This window comes from Lentzea sp. NPDC102401 (genome assembly GCF_044765805.1).
Lineage (GTDB): Bacteria > Actinomycetota > Actinomycetes > Mycobacteriales > Pseudonocardiaceae > Lentzea > Lentzea sokolovensis.
The window spans coordinates 429,341-450,679 of sequence record NZ_JBIWKS010000003.1 but is presented as its reverse complement, the minus strand read 5'-3'; the positions used below and the strand labels follow the sequence as shown (position 1 = coordinate 450,679).

Annotated in this window: 20 protein-coding genes; 12 read left to right on the top strand and 8 right to left on the bottom strand. The window is 67.9% G+C overall.

Annotated features, from left to right (window positions below; translation table 11 throughout):
* Positions 1-13 precede the first annotated feature (13 nt).
* Positions 14-2,029 carry a PhoX family protein gene (locus ACIRG5_RS12800; protein WP_402904155.1) on the bottom strand — a complete coding sequence of 672 codons (2,016 nt, stop codon included), beginning with the start codon at positions 2,027-2,029 and terminating at the stop codon, positions 14-16.
* A gap of 57 nt (positions 2,030-2,086) precedes the next feature.
* Complete coding sequence (locus ACIRG5_RS12795) at positions 2,087-3,253, bottom strand: MFS transporter (RefSeq protein WP_402904153.1); 1,167 nt, start codon at positions 3,251-3,253, stop codon at positions 2,087-2,089.
* Positions 3,254-3,320: 67 nt separating this feature from the next.
* On the opposite strand from ACIRG5_RS12795, the gene ACIRG5_RS12790 reads away from it, so the two are divergent.
* On the top strand, positions 3,321-3,950 hold the full coding sequence (locus tag ACIRG5_RS12790) for an HAD family hydrolase (RefSeq protein ID WP_402904150.1): 630 nt from the start codon (positions 3,321-3,323) through the stop codon (positions 3,948-3,950).
* Here ACIRG5_RS12790 and ACIRG5_RS12785 read toward each other — a convergent pair.
* Positions 3,899-4,480, bottom strand: coding sequence for a hypothetical protein (locus tag ACIRG5_RS12785; RefSeq protein WP_402904147.1), 582 nt, complete (start codon positions 4,478-4,480; stop codon positions 3,899-3,901). The genes ACIRG5_RS12790 and ACIRG5_RS12785 overlap by 52 nt on opposite strands.
* 94 nt (positions 4,481-4,574) lie before the next feature.
* On the opposite strand from ACIRG5_RS12785, the gene ACIRG5_RS12780 reads away from it, so the two are divergent.
* Entirely contained in the window at positions 4,575-5,309 is a 735-nt protein-coding gene (locus ACIRG5_RS12780) for an SDR family NAD(P)-dependent oxidoreductase (protein ID WP_402904144.1), read from the top strand.
* A 43-nt stretch (positions 5,310-5,352) separates the two neighbouring features.
* Here ACIRG5_RS12780 and ACIRG5_RS12775 read toward each other — a convergent pair whose 3' ends face one another.
* Together ACIRG5_RS12775 and ACIRG5_RS12770 are read right to left on the bottom strand one after the other, a co-directional pair.
* Entirely contained in the window at positions 5,353-6,438 is a 1,086-nt protein-coding gene (locus tag ACIRG5_RS12775) for an inositol-3-phosphate synthase (protein ID WP_319976417.1), read from the bottom strand.
* A gap of 31 nt (positions 6,439-6,469) precedes the next feature.
* Positions 6,470-7,006: a PadR family transcriptional regulator gene (locus ACIRG5_RS12770; protein ID WP_402904140.1), complete on the bottom strand. Its 537-nt coding sequence runs from the start codon at positions 7,004-7,006 to the stop codon at positions 6,470-6,472.
* Between the two features lie 164 nt (positions 7,007-7,170).
* Between ACIRG5_RS12770 and ACIRG5_RS12765 the strand changes: the two genes are divergently transcribed.
* The 3 genes from ACIRG5_RS12765 (at position 7,171) to ACIRG5_RS12755 (ending at position 12,151) form a co-directional block, all read left to right on the top strand.
* Positions 7,171-7,569, top strand: coding sequence for a DUF5318 domain-containing protein (locus ACIRG5_RS12765; protein ID WP_030480154.1), 399 nt, complete (start codon positions 7,171-7,173; stop codon positions 7,567-7,569).
* Between the two features lie 527 nt (positions 7,570-8,096).
* Complete coding sequence (locus tag ACIRG5_RS12760) at positions 8,097-10,436, top strand: transglycosylase domain-containing protein (RefSeq protein WP_402904137.1); 2,340 nt, start codon at positions 8,097-8,099, stop codon at positions 10,434-10,436.
* A 101-nt stretch (positions 10,437-10,537) separates the two neighbouring features.
* Positions 10,538-12,151: a glycosyltransferase family 87 protein gene (locus ACIRG5_RS12755; protein WP_402904135.1), complete on the top strand. Its 1,614-nt coding sequence runs from the start codon at positions 10,538-10,540 to the stop codon at positions 12,149-12,151.
* Here ACIRG5_RS12755 and ACIRG5_RS12750 read toward each other — a convergent pair.
* From ACIRG5_RS12750 to ACIRG5_RS12740, 3 genes are read right to left on the bottom strand one after another with little or no spacing between them, the layout of a single operon-like run.
* Positions 12,063-13,070, bottom strand: coding sequence for a GDSL-type esterase/lipase family protein (locus ACIRG5_RS12750; RefSeq protein ID WP_402904132.1), 1,008 nt, complete (start codon positions 13,068-13,070; stop codon positions 12,063-12,065). The genes ACIRG5_RS12755 and ACIRG5_RS12750 overlap by 89 nt on opposite strands.
* 19 nt (positions 13,071-13,089) lie before the next feature.
* Complete coding sequence (locus tag ACIRG5_RS12745; RefSeq protein WP_402904130.1) at positions 13,090-14,481, bottom strand: glycosyltransferase family 87 protein; 1,392 nt, start codon at positions 14,479-14,481, stop codon at positions 13,090-13,092.
* A gap of 23 nt (positions 14,482-14,504) precedes the next feature.
* Positions 14,505-15,275, bottom strand: a complete 771-nt coding sequence (locus ACIRG5_RS12740) for a deoxyribonuclease IV (protein WP_402904127.1) — start codon at positions 15,273-15,275, stop codon at positions 14,505-14,507.
* A gap of 131 nt (positions 15,276-15,406) precedes the next feature.
* On the opposite strand from ACIRG5_RS12740, the gene ACIRG5_RS12735 reads away from it, so the two are divergent.
* The 7 genes from ACIRG5_RS12735 (at position 15,407) to ACIRG5_RS12705 (ending at position 21,309) form a co-directional block, all read left to right on the top strand.
* On the top strand, positions 15,407-16,336 hold the full coding sequence (locus ACIRG5_RS12735) for a hypothetical protein (protein ID WP_402904125.1): 930 nt from the start codon (positions 15,407-15,409) through the stop codon (positions 16,334-16,336).
* A 101-nt stretch (positions 16,337-16,437) separates the two neighbouring features.
* Positions 16,438-16,812 carry a 30S ribosomal protein S6 gene (gene rpsF / locus ACIRG5_RS12730; protein ID WP_319976410.1) on the top strand — a complete coding sequence of 125 codons (375 nt, stop codon included), beginning with the start codon at positions 16,438-16,440 and terminating at the stop codon, positions 16,810-16,812.
* Positions 16,813-16,841: 29 nt separating this feature from the next.
* Positions 16,842-17,351, top strand: a complete 510-nt coding sequence (locus ACIRG5_RS12725; RefSeq protein ID WP_319976409.1) for a single-stranded DNA-binding protein — start codon at positions 16,842-16,844, stop codon at positions 17,349-17,351.
* Positions 17,352-17,409: 58 nt separating this feature from the next.
* Positions 17,410-17,649 (top strand): 30S ribosomal protein S18, encoded by a 240-nt coding sequence (rpsR, locus tag ACIRG5_RS12720; RefSeq protein WP_030480165.1) that lies wholly within the window; start codon positions 17,410-17,412, stop codon positions 17,647-17,649.
* Positions 17,650-17,666: 17 nt separating this feature from the next.
* Entirely contained in the window at positions 17,667-18,119 is a 453-nt protein-coding gene (gene rplI, locus ACIRG5_RS12715; RefSeq protein WP_402904121.1) for a 50S ribosomal protein L9, read from the top strand.
* A 619-nt stretch (positions 18,120-18,738) separates the two neighbouring features.
* Positions 18,739-20,766, top strand: a complete 2,028-nt coding sequence (dnaB, locus tag ACIRG5_RS12710) for a replicative DNA helicase (RefSeq protein WP_402904909.1) — start codon at positions 18,739-18,741, stop codon at positions 20,764-20,766.
* A gap of 174 nt (positions 20,767-20,940) precedes the next feature.
* Positions 20,941-21,309 (top strand): hypothetical protein, encoded by a 369-nt coding sequence (locus ACIRG5_RS12705; protein WP_402904118.1) that lies wholly within the window; start codon positions 20,941-20,943, stop codon positions 21,307-21,309.
* The last annotated feature ends 30 nt before the right edge of the window (positions 21,310-21,339 follow it).

Here is a 21,339-nt window from a genome sequence, read left to right as displayed (position 1 = left end):
ACACGCAGGGTGATCAACCGATTTCACCCAGCTGACGACGGCCCTTGCGCCACACCGCGACGACCGACGGACGCGGCCTGGCGGTACCCCGGTCCGGCCAGTTCGAGGCGGGCTTGTCGGCGCTCGCGCCGTCCACCTCGCCGGGGTGCTGCACGCACACCGTGATCACCCGCTCGCCGATCACCGGACCGCAGGTCTCACCACCGCGCGGCACCGTGAGGAACAGCTTGAGGTGGCCACGTTCCGGTCCCTCCAGCGGCACGCCGTACAGGCCGTCGTTGAGCCCGTCGAGCTTGCCGTCGGCGTCCGTGGAGATCCACAGGTTGCCGTGCCGGTCGAACGCCACGTTGTCCGGACTGGAGATCGGGCTGACCTGCGACTTGTCGTAGCCGCCGAAGTACGTGTTCGGGTCCTCCGGGAAGCCGCAGACCAGGAACAGGCCCCAGTTGAACGTCAGAGAGAGCGCGTCGCCGCGGCGTTCGACGATCTCCAGGACCTGGCCGTGGCGGTTGTTGACGCGCGGGTTCGGCTCGGTCGGACCTTCCTTGCCCGCGGTGACGCCGCGTTCGACGTTGTTGCTCAAAGCGCAGTAGATCGTGCCGGTGCGAGGGTGGCACTCGATGTCCTCGGGGCGGTCCATCTTCGTCGCGCCGACCTTGTCGGCCGCGATGCGCGTGAAGACGTAGACCTCTTCGGCCGTCATCCCCGGCACGAAGGACTTCTTGCCCGACGCCAGCGGGATCCACTCGCCGGAGCCGTCGAACTTGCCGTCGCTGGGCAGCTTTCCGGTGCCGTCGATCTCGGACACCGGGCTGTCGCCGGTGAACCGGCCCACGTACAGCGTGCCGTCGTCGAGCAACGTCATGTTGTGACGCCGCGCGGCTTTGCTGTTGCCGTGCTTCATCTTGCCGTTCGAGATGAACTTGTAGATGTACTCGAACCGCTCGTCGTCACCGGAGTACGCGACGATCCGGCCGTCGTCGGCGACGCGGATGTTCGCGGTCTCGTGCTTGAACCGGCCGAGGTGCGTGTGCTTGATCGGCGTGGAGTCGGGGTCGTGCGGGTCGAGCTCGATGACCCAGCCGAACCTGTTGACCTCGTTGGGTTCCTGCGCGAGGTCCCAGCGCTTGTCGAACCGCTCCCACTTGCGCGTGGTCGCCGTGCCGGTGACGCCGTAGCGGGTCAGCCTCGGGTCGTTGCGGCCGGCGGCGTTCGCGAAGTACTGGTTGAAGTTCTCCTCGCCGGACAGGATCGTGCCCCACGGCGTGACGCCGCCGGAGCAGTTGTTGATCGTGCCGAAGACCTTCTTGCCCGTCGGGTCGGCGGACGTCTTGAGCAGGTCGCTGCCCGCGACCGGACCGCGCACATCGAACGCCGTGTTCAGGGTGATGCGGCGGTTGTACTTGCTGAAGCGCGGCTTGTAGTGGCCGGAGAACAGCGAGCGCTTGATCATGAACACCGAGAGGCCGTGCGCGGCCCAGGCGATCTTCACCTGTTCCTCGGTGGGGTTCGCGGCGTTGTAGCCGCTGAACATGAACGGCTCACTGGTGTACTCGTGGTTGGTGACCATGATCCCGGTCAGTTCCAACGGGTCCAGCGGCAGGATCGCGGCGAAGTCGCAGTTGAAGCCGAACTGCTTCTCCTGTTTCGCCGCGGTCTGGTTGTCGAAGTCGAACTCGGGGACGCCGGGGAAGAGCGGGTCGCCCCAGCGGATCACGATCCCCTGCTCGTACCCCTCGGGGACGACGACCTCGTCCTTGGTGTTGACCGCGACGGGCTTGAAGTCGAGGCCCTTGGGTGGGCGACCCTGGGCCTCGGGTGCGGCGGCCGCGGCGGCCGGGATCGAGACGGTGGCGGCGGCTGCGACGACGGCACCGGCTTTGAGAGCGGTCCGCCGGCTGACCAGGTCGCCGAAGTAGGGGTTGTCCGAGGTGTTCGGGACCTCGTGGAAGCAGGCGTCGCCACAGCGGTACTCACATGTCACCGCTGCTCTGCCGACGCGATGGTTGACGAGCGGCAGGGGGATCATGGTGGTGGCCTCCTACGGTCGGTGCGGGAACCGCGACCGACCGTAGTTCACCTTTTGTTAACCGACTAGCTGCTCGCTCGCGATCACGACTTCCGTAGGTACCTCGTGCGTATCAGTACGGTTGAACGCCAGCAGCACCGCGGCGACCGCACACAGCACCGCCGCCACGACGAACGGCTGGGCCAGGTGGCTCACGAACGTCGCCGCCAGCGCACCGCCGAGCCAGCGCAGGAAGTTGTACCCGGCACTCGCCACGGGCCGCGGCGCGTCGCTGACACTCATCGCGGTACCGGTGAACAGGGTGTTCAGCAGGCCGCTGACCAGGCCGCTCATGACCACGGCGACCACCAGCAACGGCTTGCTCGGCACCGCCATCAGCAGCATGAGCACGGCGAACGCGAGGACCGACCCGATGATCGCCCGCTTCTCGCCCACGCGGTCCGCGAGCCGTGGCGCGAGGAAGACGCTGGAGACCGCTACGCACACGCCCCAGCCGAAGAAGATCAGTCCGATCTCGACGGCGCCCCAGCGCAGGACGAACGGCGACCAGGCGAGGACCGTGAAGAACGCGGCCGTGTAGAGCGCCGCTCCGACCGAGGTGCGGAGCAGAACGGGGTTCTTGAGGGCCTTGAGCGGGTCGAGCAGGCCGATCCGCGGACGTTCCAGGTGCGAGTCCCTCGCCAGGAACACTGCACAAAGGATCAGTGCGACGGCCATGAGGACCGCGGTGCCGAGGAACGGCCCGCGCCACGAGAAGCTGCCGAGCAACGCGCCGAGCAGCGGTCCGACGCTCAGACCGAGGCCGAGCGCGGCTTCGTAGAGCAGGATCGCGGCCTTCTGCCCGCCACTGGCCGCGCCGACGATGACGCTGAGCGCGGTGGCGATGAAGAACGCGTTGCCGAGCCCCCACACGGTCCGCAACCCCACGAGCTGGCCGATGCTCCCCGCCGCCGAGCACGCCAGCGTGGCGACGACGATCAGCGCGAGCCCGCCGACGAGCGTGTGCTTGGCCCCGAACCGCGCCGTCGCGGCGCCCGTGAAGAGCATCGCCACGACCTGAACGCCGAGGTAGGACGAGAAGAGCAGGGTGACCTGCGAGGGTGTTGCGTGCAGACCCTCCGCGATGGACAACAGGATCGGGTCCACGAGCCCGATCCCCATGAAGGCGATGACCGCGGCGAACGCCGTGATCCACACCTGCTTGGGCTGAGCTTTGAAATTCACTTAGCTATCCTAACCGATTTTACTTAGCATAGCGAAGTATCATGGGCCACAAGGTACGGTTCTCGGTGTGGATGCGGTGATCTTCGACCTCGACGGCGTGCTGATCGACTCCGAGCAGGTGTGGGACGAGGTGCGCCAGGCGTTCGCCGCCGCCCACGGCGGCACGTGGACGCCGACCGCGACCCCTGACATGCAGGGGATGTCGACGCCGGAGTGGGGCGCGTACCTGGTGTCGGACGTGGGTGTTCAACTGACGCCCGCCGAGGCGTCCGCCGGCGTGGTCGCCGAGATGGAGAAGGCCTACGCCGCGCACCTGCCGGTGATTCCGGGCGCCGTGGACGCCGTGCGCGCCGTGGTGTCGCGCTTCCCGGTCGCGATCGCGTCGTCGGCTCCGGCCGTGCTGATCAAGGTGTTCCTGGAGGTCACCGGACTGCCGGTGCCCGTCGCGGTGTCGTCGGAGTCGTGCGCCGCCGGGAAACCGTCACCGGACGTCTACCTCGCGGCCGCCGCCCAGCTCGGCGTCTCTCCGGCTTCCTGTTATGCCGTCGAGGATTCGACCAACGGACTGAAGGCGGCGCTGGCGGCGGGCATGACCGTGCTGGCCGTGCCGAACCCGCACTTCCCACCTGCCGAGGACGTGCTGGCTCAGGTGCGGGTGCTGTCCTCGATCGCCGACCTGCCGGACGCGCTGGCGTAACTGATCGCGGCCATGCCGATCGCGATGCACGTGCAGGCGATGACGCCCTTCGGCCAGTAGATGTGGCTGTCGAGGAACAGGTAGCTGCCGACCAGCAGGAAGACGGCGCCGGGCAACGCTTTGACGCGGTTCTTGAGCAGAGCGCAGACCGCGATCGCGAGGCTGGCCGCGAGGAAGCACCACGCGCCCACGGTCCCGAGCTGGTTGCCGATCTTGAACAACGGTTCGTCCATCGGCGAACGACCGCCGTTCCCCAGGGTCAGCGCACCGCCGCCGATCCCGGCCAACGCGTCGAGCGCGCCGTAGAAGACGACGAAGCCGAACGCGGCGACGCGCGCCGGGAAGCGGACGTACTTCGGGCTGTCGTCGAGCAGAACCCATTGCGCCGCACCGAGGAGCGGGAAGATCAACGCCAGGATGATGTGCATGTTCTGCCACCACTGCGCGGTCGACGCGTCGAGGTAGTGGGGGTGAGTCAGCCCGATGCCGGCGAGGATCAGGCCGGGGAGGGCGACGAGGAGCGTGCGCACCGGCCGAACCTAGCGGAAGCGTGGCTGTCGCTGAGACTCCGAACACGCGAACGTGGCTGTGCCTGAACGGCCGCCGCTGCCTAGCGTGGCGGGCATGACGCAACGAGTTGCTGTGGTCACCGGCACCGCGCAGGGCATGGGCCTGCGGATCGCGGACGTGCTGCGCGAGGACGGGTTCGCCGTCGTCGGGTTCGACCTGCAGGAGAGCAAGGACGGGATCGTCGGCAACGTCGCCAGCGCCGCGGACGTCCAGCGCCTGACCGATCACGTGACCAGCACCTACGGCCGCGTGGACGTGTTGGTCAACAACGCCGGGATCGCCGGCATCGTGCCGTTCGAGGACACGAGCCTCGAGCAGTGGGAACGGATCATGGCGGTCAACCTGACCGGGCCGTTCCTGCTCACGCAGGCGCTGGGCAGGGTCATGCTCGACCAGGGCAGCGGGAGCGTCGTCAACATCGCGTCCGTCGCCGGGCTGCAGGGTGTGGCGGACCGGGCCGCGTACAACACGACCAAGCACGGGCTGATCGGGTTGACGCGGACGCTCGCCGTCGAGTGGGGCGGGCGGGGGATCAGGGTCAACGCCGTGTGTCCCGGCTGGGTCAAGACCGAGATGGACGTCGAGTCGCAGGCCGGCGGGTACTACGTCGACGACGACATCACCGACCACGTGCCGATGAACAGGTTCGCCGCGCCGGACGACATCGCGCAGGCGGTGCGGTTCCTGGCCGGCGACAACGCGCGGTACATCAACGGTGTCGCACTGCCCGTCGACGGTGGGTGGACCGCGGACGGCAGCTGGCAGAAGCTGCGGCTCTCGAAGCGCTGAACGAGAAGGGCCGCCCTCGCGAGGAGAGCGGCCCTTCACCGCATCAGACCTCGCCGCGAATGAACTTCTCGACGGCCTCGTGCGCCTCGGAGTCCGAGTACTGCACGGGCGGGGACTTCATGAAGTACGACGACGCCGAGAGGATCGGGCCGCCGATGCCCCGGTCGAGGGCGATCTTCGCCGCGCGCACGGCGTCGATGATGATGCCCGCGGAGTTCGGGGAGTCCCAGACCTCCAGCTTGTACTCGAGGTTCAGCGGCACGTCGCCGAACGCGCGACCCTCGAGGCGCACGTAGGCCCACTTGCGGTCATCGAGCCACGCCACGTAGTCGGACGGGCCGATGTGGACGTTGCGCTTGCCCATCTCGCGGTCCACCTGGGACGTGACGGCCTGGGTCTTGGAGACCTTCTTGGACTCCAGTCGCTCCAGTTCCTTCATGTTCAGGAAGTCCATGTTGCCGCCGACGTTCAGCTGCATGGTGCGGTCGAGCTGGACGCCGCGGTCCTCGAAGAGCTTCGCCAGCACGCGGTGCGTGATGGTGGCGCCGACCTGGGACTTGATGTCGTCACCGACGATCGGGACGCCGGCGGCGCGGAACTTCTCCGCCCACTCCGGGTCCGACGCGATGAAGACGGGCAGGGCGTTGACGAACGCCACACCGGCGTCGATCGCGGCCTGGGCGTAGAAGCGGTCCGCGTCCTCCGAACCGACCGGCAGGTACGAGACCAGCACGTCGACCTCGGCCTCGCGCAGCGCCGCGACCACGTCGACCGGCTCGGCGTCGGACTCCTCGATCGTCTCCCGGTAGAACTTCCCGAGACCGTCGAAGGTGTGACCCCGCTGGACGACGACGCCGAGCGGCGGCACGTCCGCGATCTTGATCGTGTTGTTCTCGCTGGCCCCGATGGCCTCAGAGAGGTCGACACCGACCTTCTTGGCGTCGACGTCGAACGCTGCGACGAACTCGACATCGCGCACGTGGTAGTCGCCGAACTGCACGTGCATCAGACCGGGCACGCGGGTGTTCGGGTCGGCGTCACGGTAGTAGTGGACGCCCTGCACCAGCGACGCCGCGCAGTTGCCCACCCCGACGATGGCCACTCGAACGGTGCGGCGGTTTTCGCCCATTGCCGAGTCCTCCTTGATCAACAGTGAATCGCTACTCGTCCTGCTCGGACTTCTCGTGCGCGATGAGCTCGTTGAGCCACCGCACCTCGCGCTCCGTGCTTTCCAGGCCTTGGCTGTGCAGCTCACGGGTGTAGCGGTCGATCTGCTCACCCGTGCGCGTGAGCCGCTCGCGAAGCCCCTCCCTGCGTTCTTCGACACACCGCCGGCGGCCTTCCAGGATGCGCATCCTGACGTCGGCCGGCGTGCGCGAGAAGAACGCCAGGTGGACCCCGAACGAGTCGTCGTCCCAGGTCTGCGGACCCGCGTTGGCCAGGAGGTCGGCGAACCGCTCCTTGCCCTCGGGAGTCAACTTGTAGACCTTGCGTGCCCGACGTCCCCAAGAAAGAGCCGACTCCTCCGGCCCCTCCTCCGCGATCAGGCCCGCACGTTGGAGTCGCCGCAGTGTTGGGTACAGCGATCCGTACGAGAACGCTCGAAACGCTCCGAGCAGGTCATGCAAGCGCTTGCGCAGCTCGTAGCCGTGCATGGGCGCCTCGTGCAGCAGGCCGAGCAGCGCGAACTCGAACACGAGTCACCTCCTCGCACCTGCACCGATAGGTGAGGCGATTATATCGGCTCGATACATCGATGGCTCCTCGTAACTGTGGGATGTGGCACACCGTGATACCGCGCCGGACCTCGCTGCCCTGAACGGCCCATCATCGGAAAGCGGTCGGCACGTACTCTGGTCACGTGTTGACCCAACGGCAGGTGGTGGACTACTCGCTGCAGCGGCGTGCGCTGCTGGCGGAGGTCTATGCCGGTCGCACGGGCACCATGGAGGTCTGCGACGCGAACCCGTACCTGCTGCGAGCTGCGAAGTTCCACGGGACGGCGACCGACGTGCCCTGCCCCGTGTGCCGCAAGGAACCGCTCACTCACGTGTCGTGGGTCTACGGTGACGAGCTCAAGCACGCGGCCGGCTCGGCGCGCACGCCTGAAGAACTGGTGAAGATGGCGAACCTCTTCGACGAGTTCTCCGTGTACCTAGTTGAAGTTTGTCGCACGTGCAGTTGGAACCACCTGGTGCAGTCATACGTCCTGGGGAAGCGTGGGCTGGAAAAGCCACGCAGGAGGACTGCAGCGGAATGACCCACAGGTGACACTGCTCCGAATGAAGTACGACCACCGAACCGTGTGCTGATGCACGCCGGTCTGGGAGGCCTTTTCACGTGAACGACCAGCATGATGACCGGCAGCGCGGAGGCGAGCCGCAGTGGCCGACCGGGGACGACCCGGACGGCGGCGGCACGAGGCGCGATGTCCCGAATCAGCCACGACCGGGGACTCCACCCGGCGGTTTCGCGCGCCCTCCCCAGGGTGGCACGCCACCTGGTGGTTTCCCACAGCAACAGCCTCCACGCCGCCCGAACGGACCAGGCGGTCCGCAGGGCGGCCCTGGCGTGCCTCCAGGCGCTCAGGGGCGTCCGCCGGGACCCGGGATGAACGGTCCCGGCGGTCCTGGTGGCCCTCAGGGCGGCCCCGGTGGTCCGGGTGGCCGTCCTCCGACGCCTCCCGGCGGGATGCCGATCGCACCGCCTCCCGGTGGCCGTCGCCCCGGTGGACCTGGCGGACCCGGCGGCCCTCAGGGCGGCCCTGGTGGTCCCGGTCGCCCCGGCGTGCCCCCGCGCAAGCCCGGTGAGGAACGCACCACGCAGATGCCGCCGGTCAACCGGCCGACGCAGCGCGAACCCGAGCTCATCACGCACCGCGAGCCGGACGACGAGTTCCTCATGGCCGGTGTCGCCGACGATGACGACGAGTACTACGACGACGAGCCGGAGCTCACCGAAGAGGAGGAGCGTCGTCTGCGCAAGAAGAAGATCTGGAAGCGCATCCGAATTGGCGCGTTCGTCGCGATCGGGCTGATGATCCTCGGCCCGGTGATCGCCATCGCGGTCGCGTACCCGCTGGTCGAGTGGCCGCGACCGAACGAGATCGCGGACGCCCAGGACAAGACGATCACGCTGCTCTACTCGGACGACACCGAGATGGGCAAGATCACCTCGCCCGGTCAGAACCGCACGATGCTGACGTACGAGGAGATTCCGGACAACGTCAAGAACGCGGTCATGGCCGCGGAGGACGCGAACTTCTACGACAACCCCGGCTTCGACGCCAAGGCCATCGTCCGCGCCGTCTGGATCCAGGCGACCGGCGGCAGCAGTGGTGGTTCCGGTCTGACGCAGCAGTACATCAAGAAGGCGACGGGCAACGAGGAAGCGACGCTGACTCGTAAGTTCACCGAGCTCGTCAAGGCCTACAAGATGAGCAACGAGTCGGACCACAACACGATCCTCACCGCGTACCTCAACACGGTGTACTTCGGCCGTGGCGCGAACGGCATGAAGGCCGCCTCGCAGGTCTACTACAACAAGCCCATGAAGGACCTCACGCCGTCCGAGGCCGCCTTCATCGCCGGCATGATCCAGGTCCCCTCGTGGTCCGAGGACGAGGAGCACGCGAAGGGTCGCTGGGAGTTCGTGATGAAGCAGATGCGCGAGAAGGGGTGGATCAGCCAGGCCGACTACGACGCCCGCCAGTACCCGCAGCCGCTGCCGTTCGAGCAGACGCAGCCCGCCGGTCTCGACGGCCCGCTAGCCCGCGTGAGCCAGCAGGTCCAGAACGAGATCGACAGCGAACTCGTCGGCCTCACGATGGAGAAGGCGCAGAAGGTCGGCGTCACCGTCCACACGACGATCGACCCGAAGATGCAGCAGGCCGCGGTCGACGCCGTGAACTCCGTGATGGAGGGCCAGGACGCCGACCTGCGGACGTCGCTCAGCGCGATCGAACCGCAGTCCGGCGCCGTCAAGGCCTACTACCCCGGCAAGGACGGCCTCAAGGGCATCGACTACGCCAAGGGCACGATCCAGGAGGCCGGCTCGTCGTTCAAGCCGTTCGACCTGGTGGCCGCCCTGAAGATGGGCAAGGGCATCGGCGACACCTACGACGCCACGCCGCGCAAGATCGCCGGCGTCGAGATCCGCAACGCCGGCAACACCACCTGCGGCAAGCAGTGCACGATCAAGCAGGCCATGAAGGAGTCCCTCAACACCGTGTTCTACGACATGGTGGCGGGCCCCGAGGGCACGGGCACGAAGGCCGTGGCGGACGCGGCTCACGCGGCCGGCATCCCGAAGGTCGTCCGGGTCGGCGGCCAGGACAAGGAGACCCTGGTCGGTGAGGGCGGCAACCCGCCCACCGCCGGTATCTCCATCGGCGCCGACAGCGCCCAGGTGCGGCCGTTCGACATGGCCTCCGCGTTCGCGACGTTCGCGGCCCGCGGCATGTACCGGGCTCCGTTCTTCGTCACGAAGATCGTCGGCCCCACCGGTGACGTCCTCTACCAGCACGTCGACCAGCCGGTGCCGGCGTTCGACCCGGTCGAGACGAAGAGCCGCGACATCGCCGACAACGTCACCGAGACGTTGAAGGAGATCCCGTCAGGACCGATCGCGTGCGCCGGCGGCCGCCCGTGCGCCGGCAAGACCGGTACGCACGAGCTCCCCGGCAGCGTCGACCAGAACTCGAAGGCCTGGATGGTCGGCTACACGCCGCAGCTGTCCACCTCCGTCTGGGTCGGCAAGGACCAGGGCAACGTGGCCATCAAGACCAAGCAGGGCAACCCCATCTTCGGTAGTGGCCTGCCCGGTCTGATGTGGAAGAAGTTCATGGACACGGCACTCGCGGGCGCGCAGAAGGAAGCGTTTGCGAAGCCGGTCCCGCTGGGCAACTTCAACCCGCCGCGCAAGTCCGACCCGCCGTCGCCGCCGCCGAGCAGCAACAACCCGCCGAGCAACAACCCGCCGTCGCAGACTTCGGAGCCGACCAAGCCGTCGCAGACGAAGCCTCAGAACCCCGGTTGCATCCCCGGCATCAGCTGCCCCGATCCGTCCGAAGATCCCGATCCGTCCACCAGCGGCCGCCCCCGAGGCGGTAGTCCAGGAGACGGCTGACCCGCGAAGGGGCCCGGTGCACGTGCACCGGGCCCCTTCGCTTTGTGCGGTACCTGGGATGTTGACCACGGCGAAACGGTCTTGGCCGTAACATCCGCGACGTGCCCAGCAGCCCTGCCGAGCTTCCCGCCGAGGCCCCCGAGAAGGACCTCTCCGAGGAAACCGACTCGCTCACTCACGAAGAGCGCGTCGCCCCCACGTGGACCGAGTCGCTCGCCCGCGGCCTGAGCAGACCGTTCGGCGGTCCCCTCGGCGAGCACGCGCAGATCGGCCGGAACTACTTCTGGACGGCGCTGCGGGTGATCCTGATGCTCGCCGTGGTCACGTTGCTGCTGGGATGGGTGCAGAAGTCGCCCTGCGTCCAGCAGTACACGGACGACAAGGGCGTCGTGCAGCTCGACTGGCGGGGCAGCAAGCAGTTCACCGCGCTCTGCTACTCCGACACGGTGCCGCTCTACACCGCGGAACGGCTCGACCAGCGCGGTGCCTTCCCGTACATCACCTCGTGGAAGGACGACGAGGGCAAGCCGACCGAGCACGTCCGGTACATGGAGTACCCGGTGGTCACCGGCGTGTTCATGTGGCTCAACGCGCGGGTGGCGCAGGGGCTCGTGGCGCTCGTCCCCGGGCTGCCGATGACGGTGATCGTGTTCTTCGACGTCACCGCGTTCTGGCTGGCCGTGGCGTGGCTGGTGACGGTGTTCTCGGTGGCCAGGATCGCCCGGCGCCGAATGTGGGACGCGGCGATCGTCGCGGTGTCGCCGCTGGTCATCGTCCACGCGTTCACGAACTTCGACACGATCGCGACGGCGTTCGCCACGGCCGGTCTGCTGGCGTGGGCGCGGAAGAAACCCGTGCTCGCCGGCGTGCTGCTGGGGCTCGGTGGCGCGGCGAAGCTCTATCCGTTGTTCCTGCTCGGTCCGTTGCTGTTGTTGTGCTGGCGGTCCAACAGGATCAAGGCAGGCCTCACCACCACCGCGGCCGCCATAGGCGCGTGGGCGCTCGTCAACGCGCCTATCGCCTTGAACCCTGCCTCGCAGACGGGGTGGAGAGAGTTCTTCCGCCTCAACACCGAACGCAACGCCGACCCGGACACGCTCTACAACGTGCTCGTCCAGTGGACGGGGTGGCAGGGCTTCGACCCCGGACTGACGCAGGGTCAACCGCCGACAGTCCTCAACACGGTCAGCTCCGTGCTGTTCCTCGTCTGTTGCGCCGGCATCGCCTACGTGACCCTCTCGGCGCCGACGAGGCCTCGGCTCGCGCAGCTCGGGTTCCTGGTCGTGGCGGCGTTCCTGCTGACGAACAAGGTGTGGAGCCCGCAGTACTCGCTGTGGCTGGTGCCGCTGGCCGTGCTGGCGTTGCCGCGCTGGAAGCTGCTGCTGGCGTGGATGGCGGTCGACGCGCTGGTGTGGGTGCCGCGCATGTACTTCTACCTCGGCACGGACAACAAGGGTCTGCCGATCGACTGGTTCCTCGGCGCGGTGCTGCTGCGGGACGCGGCTGTCATCACGTTGTGCGTGATCATCCTGAAGGAGATCTACCACCCGGAGCGCGACCTCGTGCGGATGGCGGGCGACGACCCGTTGGCTGGCGTCCTGGCCGATGCGCCGGACCGGCAGATCGTCAGACCCGCACGAGGCGAGCCATCGCACCGAATGCGGTCCCGTTCGGATGCAGGTGATCACCGGAGTCGAACTCCGGACGCAGTCTGAGCGGATCGGCGGGGTCGCGCACGGCCTCGTCGAAGTCGATCGCGGCGGGGAAGGTGGCGCGGATCCACGCGTTCACCTTCTGCCGCTGCCGCTCCTTCTCCTCGGTCCACGTGTACCAGCCGTGCCACGGCGTGATGGTGCCGATGTGGAACTCCACGTCCTGGTTCTGGCACCGCGACTGAACGGTGCGGATGCCGGCGATGACGTTCTCGGCGCTGACGCCGTTCTGGATGTCGTTGATGCCGCCCAGCAACACGACCTTGCGCACTTCCTTGCTGTAGAGGACGTCCCGGTGCACACGGGTGACCATCGGCGCGTTGCCCAGCACCACGCCGTTGCCGTTGATGCCCGCGTTCAGCACCGCGTAGTCGCTCTCGACCAATGACGGCCAGGTGTTCTCGTAGAAGCCTTCGGTGATCGAGTCACCGAACATCACCACCGCACCCGGCGCGGTGAAGCCCGCGACCTCGACCGCCGAGACGAGGCAGATCTGCTCTCGTGTCGACGTGATCGTGCGATGGGCGCGCGCCTGACACGGCGTGCCGGCGGGGGAGTACGTGCTGATGTCGAGCGTCTTGGTGACCTTGAGCTGCACGGCGTCGCTGTAGACGTCGTCGCGGGCCCTGATCGTGACGGAACGGGACCTGCCGAACGTGAGCTGCCGCGTCTCGCCGTCAGCGGTGACGGTGACCTGCTCGACGCGGACCGGCTTGATGCCCATCAGGTTCGACAGCCGCACCCGGACCGACGTGCCGCCCGCCGCGAGGTCGACGGTCGTGCGCACGCTCTGGTCCGGCACCGAGCTCGACAGCGTCGGCACGGCCTGCCACACGGGCAGCCAGCGGATCAACTCCGAGCGCACGGGCACGCCGGAAGCGCCGCAGGCCAGCAGCAACGCCAGCACGATGATCACCCTCACGGGTGAAGTCTGCGGCTGATCAGGTCTTCGCTGCTACGGCCCCGCGGAGGAACTTCAGGTCTTCGTGATCGTCCTCGGTCACGTCCCTGGCCTTGAGGAAGACCACGAACAGCGCCACGAGCAACGCGGCCCTGCCCCACACGCCGATCATCACGGCCTGCGCGGAGAAGCTGTCGTAGATCCCGGCCGGCTGACCGAACTCGATCGCCCAGAACCAGCGGAAGATGCCGATGCCCATCGCGAGGTCGACCACGAAGTACGCGAAGGCCCACATCAGCCGCACGCGCAGAAGCACGAGGAACGGCACCAGCCACAGCGTGTACTGCGGCGAGTGGACCTTGTGCAGCAGCATGAAGCCGCACAGCATCGCGCCGGACACCGCGATCCACGGGTAGGTGCCCTCGCGCCGGAACCGCGTCCAGCCGTAGCCGGCGGCGATCGCGAACGAGATCAGGATCGTGATCGGCGAGATGACGCCGACCAGCGATTGCATCGCGTCGTCACCGATGAACGGCCGCAGGCCCCAGTACCAGATCGAGTTCGTGGTGATGTCGACCCGGCGCAACTGCTGGAACTCGAACGACGCCGCCCAGCCGTCGTAACCCGCGATCGCGAACGGCAGGTTGACCAGCACGACCGTGATGATCGAGGCGAGCCCGACCTTGACCGCGCCGGCGATGTCGAACTTCTTGCCGGTTCCCTGGAATCTGGCCGGCATCTCCTGGCCGCGCCAGCCGCCGGTGGCGACGAAGAGCATCAGCGGCAGCACGAAGGCCGCCGGGTAGACCTTGAACGCGAACCCGAGCCCGAGCAGCACGGACGCGACCGTGGCTCTCTCGACCAGCGGCCGGTTCCAGCGGTGCACCACGAAGACCGCGGCGACCGAGCACAGGACGACCGGCAGGTCCCAGTTGTGGAAGGCGTAGAGGATCAGCGGTGGACCGATCGCCCACAGCAACGCGCGCCAGCGGGCGAGTTTGCCCAGCAGCCAGCCCGTGAGCAGGCCGAACGGCGCCATCAGCAGCGACGAGTAGAGCAGGTACTCCGCGTCGTTGTGCGCGAAGATCGCACCCGCCCAGATGATCAGGCCGGAGAGCACCGGGTACTCGACCGAGCCCCCGATGAGGGTGCCCTTGTCGTTGATGTTGCCGTCGACGTACGGGAAGACGTGCCGGTCGATGTCACGCCCGATCCAGAGGTGCTGGATGTCGGAGTAGCAGACGTCTTCCTTGTTGCGCTCGTCGTAGTCGGGCTGCGTGCGGCCCCACTGGTCGAACGCGGGACCGGTGCAGCGGTCCTTGTTGATGAAGCCCAGCAGCAGCGTGAGCCCGCACAGCAGCACGAGCACGACAGCGGCGGGCCTGCCGAAGCGGGTCGCGAAACGCCCGGCGTCGCCTCGCTCGGGCGTCACGCTCACCACCTCGTGCACGCTGTTCACCGGCCGGCGCGGTCGCGCAGGAAGGCGATGTCGTCGGCCTGGCCCTCGTCCGGCGTCTCCACCACGACGGGGCATCCGGCACTGGCGACCACGGCCGCCAGCTGGTCCGCGTCGATGGTGCCAGTCTTGATGTTGTCGTGCCGATCGCGCGAGGAACCGAACTCGTCGCGCGAGCTGTTGAGGTGCACCAGGTCGATGCGGCCGGTGATGGCCTTCACCCGATCGACGATGCCGACCAGGTCCTCGCCGGCGGCGAACGCGTGGCAGGTGTCGAGGCAGAAGCCGGCACCGAACTCGCCGACCGCGTCCCAGAGCAGCTTGAGGGAGTCGAACGTGCGGGCCATGGCGCCGTCGCCGCCCGCGGTGTTCTCGATCAGGACCGGAACCGCGAAGCCGCCGTCGGCGACCTGGCGTTCGAAGAACTTGCGCCAGTTCGCGAAGCCCTCGGCCGGGTCCTCGCCCTTCGTGACGTGCCCGCCGTGCACGATCAGGCCCTTCGCGCCCACGGTCGCGGCGGCCTCCGCGTGCTGGATCACGTTCTTCCTGGACGGAATCCGGATCTTGTTGTTCAGCGACGCGATGTTGATCATGTACGGGGCGTGGACGAACACTTCGAGGTCGGAGGCCAGCAGGGCGTCCGTCTGCGGATGAGGTTTGGGTTTCTTCCAGCCCTGGGGATCCGACAGGAAGAACTGGACGACCTCGGCCCCGCGTTCGGCCGCGGCGCCGACCGGGTCGTCGTCGCGTACATGGGCCCCGATGCGCATACGCAGGAGGGTAGTCGGCGTCCATAACGCCATCGCAGCCGCCGCCGATAGGAGTAATTGGAAAAACTGGGGATGGTCTACGTCACCACCAGGACCTACGGTCGTTACTAGAGAGTAGGAAAGGGGTTCGCATGAGGCTGTTGAGCGTGGCCGCCACGGCGCTGCTGGCCCTCGTGTCCGCTTCGGTGGGCGGGGTCGCGCACGCGGCGGAACCCATCGTGGTCGGCAGTTGCGCCACCACCGTGCAGGGCGCGCCCGGCACCCCCGTCTCCCTCAGTCCCGCCGCGGTCACGCAGCCGATCACGGACCTGGTGCGCGCCGTCCCGTTGCTCGGGCCGCCGCTCGCGGAACCGTTCAAGCAGGCGTTCGCGCAGGCCAAGCCCATGCCCATCGGTGCGGTGCAGGTCGGCACGACGACCATCAGCGGTGCCACGATCGCGAACGCCGTGATGGCGGAGGTCCAGAAGATCCCATTGCTCGGCCCGATCCTCGGCACGCTCGACAAGACCGTCCGCGCCACCCTGACGCAGGGCTGCCAGGTGACGGTCGTCGCCGTCAACCAGGTCGTGGCACCCGTCCAGGACGGGTCCAAGGCGATCGCGGACGCCTCGCAGCAGGCCGTCGGCGCGATCCCCGGAGCACCGAAACCTCCTGGTCAGCAGCCTTCGCCGCAGCCTGGAACCCCGCCCGGTCAGCCCGGCGCGCAGCCAGGGGTTCCCGGTGTGGGCGCCGGCGCGCCGAGCAACCGCGACTTCTCGCTCTACCCCATCGGCTCCAACTTCGGGCGCGTGCCGCTGTTCAGCTACGGCTCGCTGCCGTTCGCGATGCCCGGCCTGTACTCGCCGTCGCCCGGCGTCCGGTACGGCTCGCAGGTGCCTCGCGCGTCCAACGGCACCGGCGTCCAAGGCGACTCGGTGCAGGCGGCCGGCCGCGCGACGGCGTTGCCCCGGCTCAGCGGTCCCGGCGGCGTCGGCGCTCCGGTGCTGGTCGCGGTGCTGCTGCTGGCCCTGGTCACCGGCGCGCTGGTGCGGACCTGGGTGCTCCGCCGCACCCCTGCGTAGTCGCCGGACGCGCTCTGTTAACCTTTGTCAGTTGCTGACGCGACGACCCTCCTGCCACGGAAAGCCCGTGGCCGCGAGTCCACAGGAGGTGAGTGGTCCTCATGCGTCATTACGAAGTGATGGTCATCCTCGACCCCAGTCTCGACGAGCGCACGATTGCGCCGTCTCTCGACACGTTCCTCAACGTCATCAAGACGTCGGGCGGCAACGTGGAGAAGGTCGAAGTTTGGGGCAAGCGCCGGTTGAGCTTCGAGATCAACAAGAACAGCGAGGGCATCTACGCGGTGCTCGACCTGACCTCGACGCCTGACGCGGTGAAGGAACTGGACCGCCAGCTCGGTCTGCAGGAGACGGTGCTCCGGACGAAGGTCCTGCGCCGCGAGCCCGCCAAGGCTGCCAAGTTGGCCGCCAAGGCCGCGGCCAAGTCGGACGCCAAGTCGGCCAAGTCGGCGGCCAGGGCCGCCGCCAGGGCCTGACGAACCTCGATTAGGGGAGCTCCCAAGACATGGCTGGTGAGACGACGATCACGGTAGTCGGGAACCTGACTGCCGACCCTGAACTCCGCTTTACCCAGTCCGGTGCGGCGGTGGCCAGCTTCACGGTCGCCTCCACGCCCCGCACGTTCGACAAGAATTCGGGCGAGTGGAAGGACGGCGAAGCGCTGTTCCTGCGGTGCAACGTGTGGCGGCAGGTCGCCGAGAACGTGGCCGAGTCGCTCACCCGCGGTTCGCGAGTGCTCGTCTCCGGACGGTTGCGCCAGCGTTCCTTCGAGACGAAGGAAGGCGAGAAGCGCACTGTCGTGGAGCTTGAGGTCGACGAGATCGGCCCCTCGCTGCGCTACGCGACCGCGAAGGTCAACAAGGTCAGCCGTGGAGACGGCGGCGGTGGCGGCGGCTTCGGCGGCGGCGGCGGTCAGCAGTCTCGTGGCGGTGGCGGCGGCGCGCCGGCAGACGACCCGTGGGGTTCCGCCCCGCCGGCCGGCTCCAGCGGCTTCGCCGACGAGCCCCCCTTCTAGACCGACTGCACCGGTCATCCAGTACTTCATTCATCGCGTATTCAGGAGTTAGAGACACATGGCCAAGCCGCCTGTGCGCAAGCCCAAGAAGAAGGTCTGCGCCTTCTGCAAGGACAAGAGCGCGTCCCTGATCGACTACAAGGACACGACGCTCCTCCGCAAGTTCATCTCCGACCGCGGCAAGATCCGTGCCCGCCGCGTCACGGGCAACTGCTCGCAGCACCAGCGCGACGTCGCTGTTGCCGTGAAGAACGCCCGTGAGATGGCCCTGCTGCCCTACACCTCGACCGCTCGCTAAGAGAAGGAGACACTGCGATGAAGCTCATCCTCACCGCTGACGTTTCCGGCCTTGGCGCTCCCGGCGACATCGTCGAGGTCAAGGACGGCTACGGCCGCAACTACCTGCTCCCCCGTGGCTTCGCGATCGTGGCGACCCGTGGCGCGCAGAAGCAGATCCAGGTCATCACCCGCGCGCAGGACACCCGCCGCGTGCGCGACCTGGACCACGCCAAGGAGATCAAGACCGCGCTCGAGGGTCTCTCCGTGACGCTCAAGGCCAAGGCCGCCGCCGGCAGCACCAAGCTGTTCGGCTCGGTCACCGCGTCGGACGTGGCGGCTGCCGTCAAGTCCGCCGGTGGTCCGGTCCTGGACAAGCGCGCCATCGAGCTGCCGGGTCACATCAAGACCGTCGGCAAGCACTCGGTCACGGTTCGCCTCCACCCCGAGGTCACCGTCGCTCTGCCGCTGGTCGTTACCGCCGGCGAGTGATCTTTGGGCGCCTCCACCGAGTAGCGAGCCCTGCTCGCCGCTGATGCGGCTTCGCAGGGCTTGGCTTCGGGTGTTGGTCGCGGGTGCTCCCGCAGACCCCGGCACCACACGTTGGTGGGGATCGCCCACAGTTCAGTTTGCTGAAGCGCTGCCTACCCGGAATGCTCCGGGTGGGTGGCGCTTTCGCTCGTTCGGACCAGTGCCGCTCTGTCCACGTCCTGTGGATAAACCGCGCGTTCAGCGTGGCCGCGACACGCCGAAGAGGGTGTTTTTCGCGACACGCCGAGGGTGTGTCGCACAACTTTTTCCACAACTTGTGCACAGCCACTGAGCTGCGGTTACTTCTGTCACTCCACTGGTTGTCAACAGGTTGTCCCCAGTGCCGCAACCCCTGTGAGCATCCATCCACAGGTTGTCCCCCAGTTGTCCACAGGGCGATCCACACGCTGGTTTGCTTGCTCCGGACGGGTCCCTCTAGCGTCGCGACCAGGGCAAGGCCATCGCACAGCGTGGCCACCCGAAATTGTCGGTGCCTCGCGGTACAACTAGGGGACTCACGCACCGGCTTTCGACTCTTCGCAGGGGTGATTCAGCAGTGGCGCTCGTGGACGACCGGGGCATGGCGGAGCCCGCATTCGAGCGTCAGCCGCCGCAGGACCTCGCCGCGGAGCAGTCCGTTCTGGGCGGCATGCTGCTGTCGAAGGACGCGATCGCGGACGTCATCGAGGCACTCGCGCCGAACGACTTCTACCGCCCTGCGCACCAGGCGATCTACGACTGCATCCTCGACCTGTACGGCCGCGGCGAACCGGCCGACCCGATCACCATCTCGGCCGAGCTCGAACGCCGCGGCGAACTGCTGCGCGTGGGCGGAGCGCCGTACCTGCACACGTTGATCGCGACGGTCCCCACGGCCGCGAACGCCGGCTACTACGCCGAGATCGTCGCCGAGAAGGCGGTGCTGCGGCGTCTCGTCGAGGCGGGCACCCGCATCGTGCAGCTCGGGTACAACGGTGCCGAGGGCGCGGACGTCGACGAGGTGGTCGACCGCGCACAGGCCGCGATCTACGAGGTCACCGACCGCCGCACCACCGAGGACTACGTCGCCCTCGAAGACCTGCTGCAGCCGACGATGGACGAGATCGACGCGATCGCGTCCCGTGGCGGCATGTCGCAGGGCATCCCCACCGGCTTCGCCGACCTCGACGCGCTGACCAACGGCCTGCACGGCGGCCAGATGATCATCGTCGCCGCCCGCCCCGGTGTCGGCAAGGCGCTGGCCCTGAACACGCCGCTGCCCACCCCGTCCGGCTGGACGACGATGGGCGAGGTCTCCGTCGGGGAGTTCCTGATCGGCGCCGACGGCCGCCCGACCCGAGTGGTCGCCGCGACCGAGGTGATGACGGGCCGCCCGTGCTTCGAGGTCGAGTTCTCCGACGGCACGGTGATCGTGGCCGACGGCGAGCACCAGTGGCTCACGGAATCGTGCAGCGAGACCGGCGGCTTCTGGGCGATCCGCACCACCGCGCAGCTGTTCGAGCGCGTCGGCGTGTGCCGCATGTTCGTGCGCCTGTCCGCGGCCTGGGACCTGCCGACGGTGGCGCTGCCGCTCACGCCGCGCTCGCTCGGCCTGTTCCTCTCGGGCCTGGGCGACCTGGAACTGACCGACGACGAACTGCGCGTCGCCAAGGACCTCGACCTGGCCGACGATCCGCACATCCCCGCCGCGTACCTGCGCGCGTCCCGCAAACAGCGCGAGGAACTGCTGGCCGCGCTGCAGATCGACGGCCGCTTCGCGCGCCTGCGCCGCGACCTGGCCGAACTGATCGCGGGCCTCGGCAGGCACGACCAGGTGGAGATCGTCGCCGTGCGCCCGATCGCCTCCGTGCCGGTGCGCTGCGTGGAGGTCGACAACCACGACCACCTGTACCTCGCGGGCGAGACGATGATCCCGACCCACAACTCGACGCTGGGCCTCGACTTCGCCAGGTCGTGCTCGGTGAAGCACGGCATGACCAGCGCCATCTTCAGCCTGGAGATGAGCCGCACCGAGATCGTCATGCGCATGCTCTCCGCCGAGGCGCGCATCCGCCTGAGCGACATGCGAGGCGGCACGATGAGCGACGACGACTGGACCCGCCTGGCCCGCCGAATGAGCGAGATCAGCGAGGCCCCGCTCTTCGTGGACGACAGCCCGAACCTGACGATGATGGAGATCAGGGCCAAGGCCCGCCGCCTCAAGCAGCGGCACGACCTCAAGCTGGTGGTCGTCGACTACCTCCAGCTGATGTCGTCGGGCAAGAAGACCGAGTCGCGCCAGCAGGAAGTCTCGGAGTTCTCGCGAAACCTGAAGCTGATCGCCAAGGAACTCCACGTCCCGGTGATCGCGATCTCCCAGCTGAACCGCGGCCCGGAACAACGAACCGACAAGCGCCCGATGCTCTCCGACCTCCGTGAGTCCGGCTCCCTGGAGCAGGACGCCGACATGGTCATCCTGGTCAACCGCCCCGACGCCTGGGAACGCGACGACCCGCGCGCCGGCGAGGCCGATCTGATCATCGCCAAGCACCGCGCGGGCCCGACCGCGACCATCGTCGTGGCGCACCAGCTGCACTACAGCCGCTTCACGGACCTGGCCCAGACCTGATCGTTCCTGCTTCTGCTGGCTGATCACCTTGCCGCGGAACTGTTCCGACGAGTCGCCCCCGAAATGCACCACGGCGGCGGCGAGGTTGTTGTTCGAGCAGACGGGTTCATCCGTGCGGGTCTGATCGACGCGCCGGTCCTGGTCAACGGCCCTGGCCTCGGCTAGAACCGGACTGTGCTGCACGACCCGCTCACGGGCCTGCCCGGCCACGCGCTGCTGCTCGACCGCCTGGAGCAGTCGCTGATCCGCGCCCGCACGCGCGGCACGCTCGTGACGCTGGTCCTGGTCACGGGGCCGGACGACGTGCTGGCAGCGGCAAGAACTCTGAGGCAAGGGCTGAGACCAGACTTCACGGTCGCGCGGTACGGCGACTCGGTGCTGGCGGTGCTGGCCGAGCACGACTTCGGGGACGGGGCGCCGATCGCTGAGTTGATCAGGCAGCTCGTGGGGGAGCGGCCGCACGTCCACTGGGTGACGAGTGACGGTGATGCGGAGCCGCGGAACATGCTCTCAACAGCACAAACACCCCCCGCACGGCACTGAGCCCCAGCGACAACGTCTGTCGCTGGGGCT

Coding starts and splice junctions, on each gene's coding strand:
- ACIRG5_RS12725 (WP_319976409.1), top strand. CDS start 16,842: ATGGCTGGTGAGACGACGATCACGGTAGTCGGGAACCTGACTGCCGAC.
- ACIRG5_RS12740 (WP_402904127.1), bottom strand. CDS start 15,275: ATGCGCATCGGGGCCCATGTACGCGACGACGACCCGGTCGGCGCCGCG.
- rpsR (WP_030480165.1), top strand. CDS start 17,410: ATGGCCAAGCCGCCTGTGCGCAAGCCCAAGAAGAAGGTCTGCGCCTTC.
- ACIRG5_RS12780 (WP_402904144.1), top strand. CDS start 4,575: ATGACGCAACGAGTTGCTGTGGTCACCGGCACCGCGCAGGGCATGGGC.
- rplI (WP_402904121.1), top strand. CDS start 17,667: ATGAAGCTCATCCTCACCGCTGACGTTTCCGGCCTTGGCGCTCCCGGC.
- rpsF (WP_319976410.1), top strand. CDS start 16,438: ATGCGTCATTACGAAGTGATGGTCATCCTCGACCCCAGTCTCGACGAG.
- dnaB (WP_402904909.1), top strand. CDS start 18,739: ATGGCGGAGCCCGCATTCGAGCGTCAGCCGCCGCAGGACCTCGCCGCG.
- ACIRG5_RS12775 (WP_319976417.1), bottom strand. CDS start 6,438: ATGGGCGAAAACCGCCGCACCGTTCGAGTGGCCATCGTCGGGGTGGGC.
- ACIRG5_RS12800 (WP_402904155.1), bottom strand. CDS start 2,029: ATGATCCCCCTGCCGCTCGTCAACCATCGCGTCGGCAGAGCAGCGGTG.
- ACIRG5_RS12735 (WP_402904125.1), top strand. CDS start 15,407: ATGAGGCTGTTGAGCGTGGCCGCCACGGCGCTGCTGGCCCTCGTGTCC.